Here is a 4531-nt window from a genome sequence, read left to right on the forward strand (position 1 = left end):
TGCTGGCCCGCGACCTGCTCGGCTCCTACGCCAAGGACCTGGCTACGCTGACGCCAAGCAGGCCGCAGCCGCCATCACCGCCAGCTACCAGGCCGCGAACTGGCCGGGCTGCGCTACGAACCGCTGTGGGACACCTACACCGACACCGAGAAGTACGGCACCGAAAACGCCTGGCAGATCGTCACCGCCGACTACGTGACCACCTCGGACGGCACCGGCCTGGTGCACCAGGCCCCGGCCTACGGCGAAGATGACCAAAAGGTCTGCGAGGAAAACGGGATCCGGTGATCCTCTCGGTCGATGAGGGCGCCAAGTTCCTGCCGGTGTTCGCCGGCGGGCCGCTGAACGACATCGTCGGGGTGCAGGTCTTTGACGCGAACAAGACCATCACCAATGTCCTCAAGGACGACGCCCGACTGGTCAAGCAGGCCTCCTACGAGCACTCCTACCCGCACTGCTGGCGCTGCCGCCACCCGCTGATCTACCGCGCGATCTCCTCCTGGTATGTGGAGGTCACCCAGATCAAGGACCGGATGCTGGAGCTGAACGAGCAGATCAACTGGATCCCGGAGAACGTCAAGCACGGCCAGTTCGGCAAGTGGCTGGAAAACGCCCGCGACTGGTCGATCTCCCGCAACCGCTTCTGGGGATCCCCGATCCCGGTGTGGGAGTGCGACGGGGTGGAGTGCACGCACCGCGAGGTGTTCGGCTCCCTGCAGGAGCTGAAGGACTTCTTCGGCCGGCTGCCGGTGAACCATGAGGGCGAGCCGGACCTGCACCGCCCCTTCATCGACGAGCTGTCCAAGGCCCACGCGGGCTGCGCGGCCGGGGCACGCTGCGCCGCGTCGAGGACGTGCTGGACGTCTGGTTCGACTCCGGTTCAATGCCCTACGCCCAGGTGCACTACCCGTTTGAGAACCGTGAGTGGTTCGACACCGGCCACCACCCGGCGGACTTCATCGTGGAGTACATCGGGCAGACCCGCGGCTGGTTCTACACCCTGCACATCCTGTCCACCGCCCTGTTCGACCGCCCGGCGTTCACCAACGTGATCTCCCACGGCATTGTGCTCGGCTCCGACGGGCAGAAGATGAGCAAGTCGCTGCGCAACTACCCGGATGTCACCGAGGTGCTGGACCGCGACGGCTCGGATGCGATGCGCTGGTTCCTGATGGCCAGCCCGATCCTGCGCGGCGGCAACCTGGTGGTCACCGAGCAGGGCATCCGCGAAGGGGTGCGCCAGGTGCTGCTGCCGCTGTGGAACGTGTGGCACTTCTTCAACCTGTACACCAACGCCGCGAACAACGGCGCCGGGTACGAGGCGCAGATCTCCCACGATTCGCCGGACCCGCTGGACCAGTACATGATCGCCGCCACCGGCCAGCTGGTGCGCGAGGTGACCACCGCGTTGGATGAGTACGAGGTCTCCGACGCCACCGACGCGGTGCGCCAGTACATGGACACCCTGACCAACTGGTATGTGCGCCGCTCCCGCCAGCGCTTCTTCGACGAGGACACCCACGCCTTTGACACGCTGTACACGGCGCTGGAGACCCTGGTGAAGGTCGCCGCCCCGCTGCTGCCGCTGGCCTGCGAGGAAATCTACCGCGGGCTGACCGGGCAGCGTTCGGTGCACCTGACCGACTGGCCGGACGCCGAGCAGTTCCCGGCCGATGCCGCGCTGCTGGAAACCATGGACACCACCCGCAAGATCTGCTCGGTGGGCTCCTCGCTGCGCAAGGCCAAGAACCTGCGTGTGCGCCTGCCGCTGGCCGAACTGAAGGTCGTGCTCAGTGACGCCGCCCGCCTGGAAGGCACCTACGCCTCGATCATCAAGGATGAACTGAACCTGAAGCAGGTCACCCTGATCGACGCGGCCGGGGTGGACGCGGCCAGCTACGGGATCAGCCAGCAGCTGGTGGTCAACGCGCGCGCCGCCGGCCCGCGCCTGGGCAAGAACGTGCAGCAGGCCATCAAGGCGCCAAGTCCGGTGACTGGTCCGTGGCCGACGGTGTGGTCACCGCCGGCGGGCTGGAACTGGTGGAGGGTGAGTACACCCTGGACACCGTGGTGAACGCGGAGGCGGACATCGCCGCAGCGGTCATCGACGGCGGCTTCCTGGTGCTGGACACCGAGGTCACCGAGGAGCTGGCCGCCGAGGGCATCGCCCGCGACATGGTCCGCAGCATCCAGCCGCCCGCAAGGACGCGGATCTGCAGGTCTCGGACCGGATCCGCACCACCATCAGCGCGAACGAAACCGTGATTGCGGCCCTGGAGGCGAACCGGGAACTGATCAGCGGTGAGACGCTGACCGTTGACCTGGTCCTGCAGGCCAACGGTGCCGCCAAGGAACCCCAGGTGAAGGTCGAGGTCAGCGCGTGAGCGAACTGGAACGGGTGTACGCCGAACTGCTGGCGCGCGCCCCGGAGAACAAGATTGAGCCGCGCATGGCCCCGATGTTCCGGGCCATGGAGGTGCTGGGCGAGCCGAACAAGGCCTGCCCGGTCATCCACATCACCGGCACCAACGGCAAGACCTCCACGGCGCGGATGATCGAGTCGCTGCTGCGCGCGCATGACCTGCGCACCGGGCGCTACTCCTCCCCGCACCTGGTCTCGGTCACCGAGCGGATCAGCATCGACGGGGAACCGGTCGATGATGAGACCTTCGTGCGGATCTGGGACGAGATTGCCCCCTACCTGGACGTGGTGGACTCGGAGCTGCAGGCCAACGGGGAAAACCGGCTGACCTACTTTGAGGCCGTGACCATCCTGGGATTTGCGATCTTCGCCGACGCCCCGGTGGACGTGCTGGTGCTGGAGGTGGGCCTGGGCGGCATCACCGATGCCACCAATGTCGCCGACGGCGACGTCTCGGTGATCACCCCGATCTCCCTGGACCACACCGACCTGCTGGGCGACACCACCGAGCTGATTGCCGAGGAGAAGGTGGGGATCCTCAAGCCCGGCGGCTACCTGGTCTCCGCGGTGCAGCCGGTCGACGCGGCCGATGTGCTGCTGCGCCAGGCCCGGGAGCTTGAGGTGCCGTTCGCCTTTGAGACCCTGGACTTCAAGCTGCTGGAGCGCAAGGTCGCCGTGGGCGGTCAGATGCTGGACATCCAGGGCCAGGCCGCGCGCTACGACGAGCTGTTCCTCCCGCTTTACGGTGCCCACCAGGCGCAGAACGCCGCCGTCGCGCTGGCCGCGGTGGAGGCGTTCCTGGGTGGGGGAGCCAAGGAGCTGAACGTGGAACTCATTCGCCAGCTTCGCGAGGTGACCAGCCCCGGACGCCTGGAGATTGTGCGCACCGCGCCGACCGTGCTGGTGGACGCCGGGCACAACCCGGACGGGGTCCAGGCAGCGGCCACCGCGGTGAAGGAATCCTTCGGGTTCAGCCGCCTGGTGCTGATGGTCGGGATCCTGCAGGAGAAGGACGCCGCCGGGATGCTCTACCAGATGCGCGAGGAATACGGGGAACTGGTTGAGGATCTGTGCCTGACCCAGTCCTCCTCCCCGCGGGCCATCCCCGCCGGGGAACTGGCGAACCTGGCCCTGGAGGCCGGCTGGCCCGAAGAGGACCTGCACGTGACCGAGGACCTGGAAGACGCCATCGAATGGTGCGTGGGCCGGGCCGAGGCCGGCAACGACCTGGCCGGCGGCGTGCTGGTCACCGGGTCGATTACGCTGGTGGGCGAGATTTCACTGTTGTTGAAGGGACGTGAGTAGCACTCATGCACGTCTGACCAAGGCCCAGCGCGAATGGCGCCCGGGCATGCGCAAGAAGCCGCGCTCGCTGAAAATCATGTTGGCCTCCTCGGTGCTGTCCCTGGAGGCGTTCGTGGCGCTGTTCTTCACCCTGGCCACCCTGGGGCTGAAGCGCTCTGAGGTTGCCCCGGGGCTCATCCTGGGCGGGGGAGCGGTGATGATCGTGCTGTGCATCATCACCTGCGCCTTCCTGCGCAAGCCGTTTGGAATCGTCATGGGCTGGATCATCCAGCTGATGTTCATCCTGTGCGGTTTCGTGCTGGCCGACATGTTCTACATCGGCGCCGCGTTCGCCGCCTGCTGGTGGTATGCCCTGTACAAGGGTGGGCAGATGGACGTGGAGAACAAGCGCCGGGAAGCCGAGCAGGCCGAATGGGAACGCAACAACCCACCGGTAGAATCCTAGATAAGTATCAATTTCGTCGAAGACAAGAGGTATTTACATGTCTGACCGCACCCTGATCCTGGTCAAGCCCGATGGCGTCAAGCGTGGGCTGACCGGACAGATCCTGGCCCGCATCGAAGCCAAGGGCTACACCATCGCCAAGCTGCAGCAGCTGCAGGCCACCCGCGAAATGCTGGCCGCGCACTACGCCGAGCACGAGGGCAAGCCGTTCTACGAGCCGCTGGTGGAGTTCATGCTCTCCGGGCCGGTCGTGGCGATCGTGGCCGAGGGCCACGGTGTGATCCCGGGCTTCCGTTCGCTGGCCGGCGCCACCGACCCGACCACCGCCGCCCCGGGCACCATCCGCGGCGACTTCGGCC

The 4531-nt window shown here is 66.6% G+C and carries 3 protein-coding genes and 1 pseudogene; all 4 read left to right on the plus strand.

The window, feature by feature from the left end:
* A pseudogene (locus JCM19049_RS08405) lies at positions 1-2384 on the plus strand (class I tRNA ligase family protein); the annotation flags it as partial.
* Positions 2381-3727: a folylpolyglutamate synthase/dihydrofolate synthase family protein gene (locus tag JCM19049_RS08410; protein WP_054821369.1), complete on the plus strand. Its 1347-nt coding sequence runs from the start codon at positions 2381-2383 to the stop codon at positions 3725-3727. The pseudogene JCM19049_RS08405 and the gene JCM19049_RS08410, both read left to right, overlap by 4 nt.
* Before the next feature lie 46 nt (positions 3728-3773).
* Positions 3774-4172 carry a DUF4233 domain-containing protein gene (locus JCM19049_RS08415; RefSeq protein ID WP_054821370.1) on the plus strand — a complete coding sequence of 133 codons (399 nt, stop codon included), beginning with the start codon at positions 3774-3776 and terminating at the stop codon, positions 4170-4172.
* A gap of 37 nt (positions 4173-4209) precedes the next feature.
* The coding region (locus JCM19049_RS08420; RefSeq protein WP_054821371.1) for a nucleoside-diphosphate kinase at positions 4210-4531 on the plus strand (322 nt) is incomplete at its 3' end.

The organism is Arthrobacter sp. JCM 19049 (assembly GCF_001310435.1).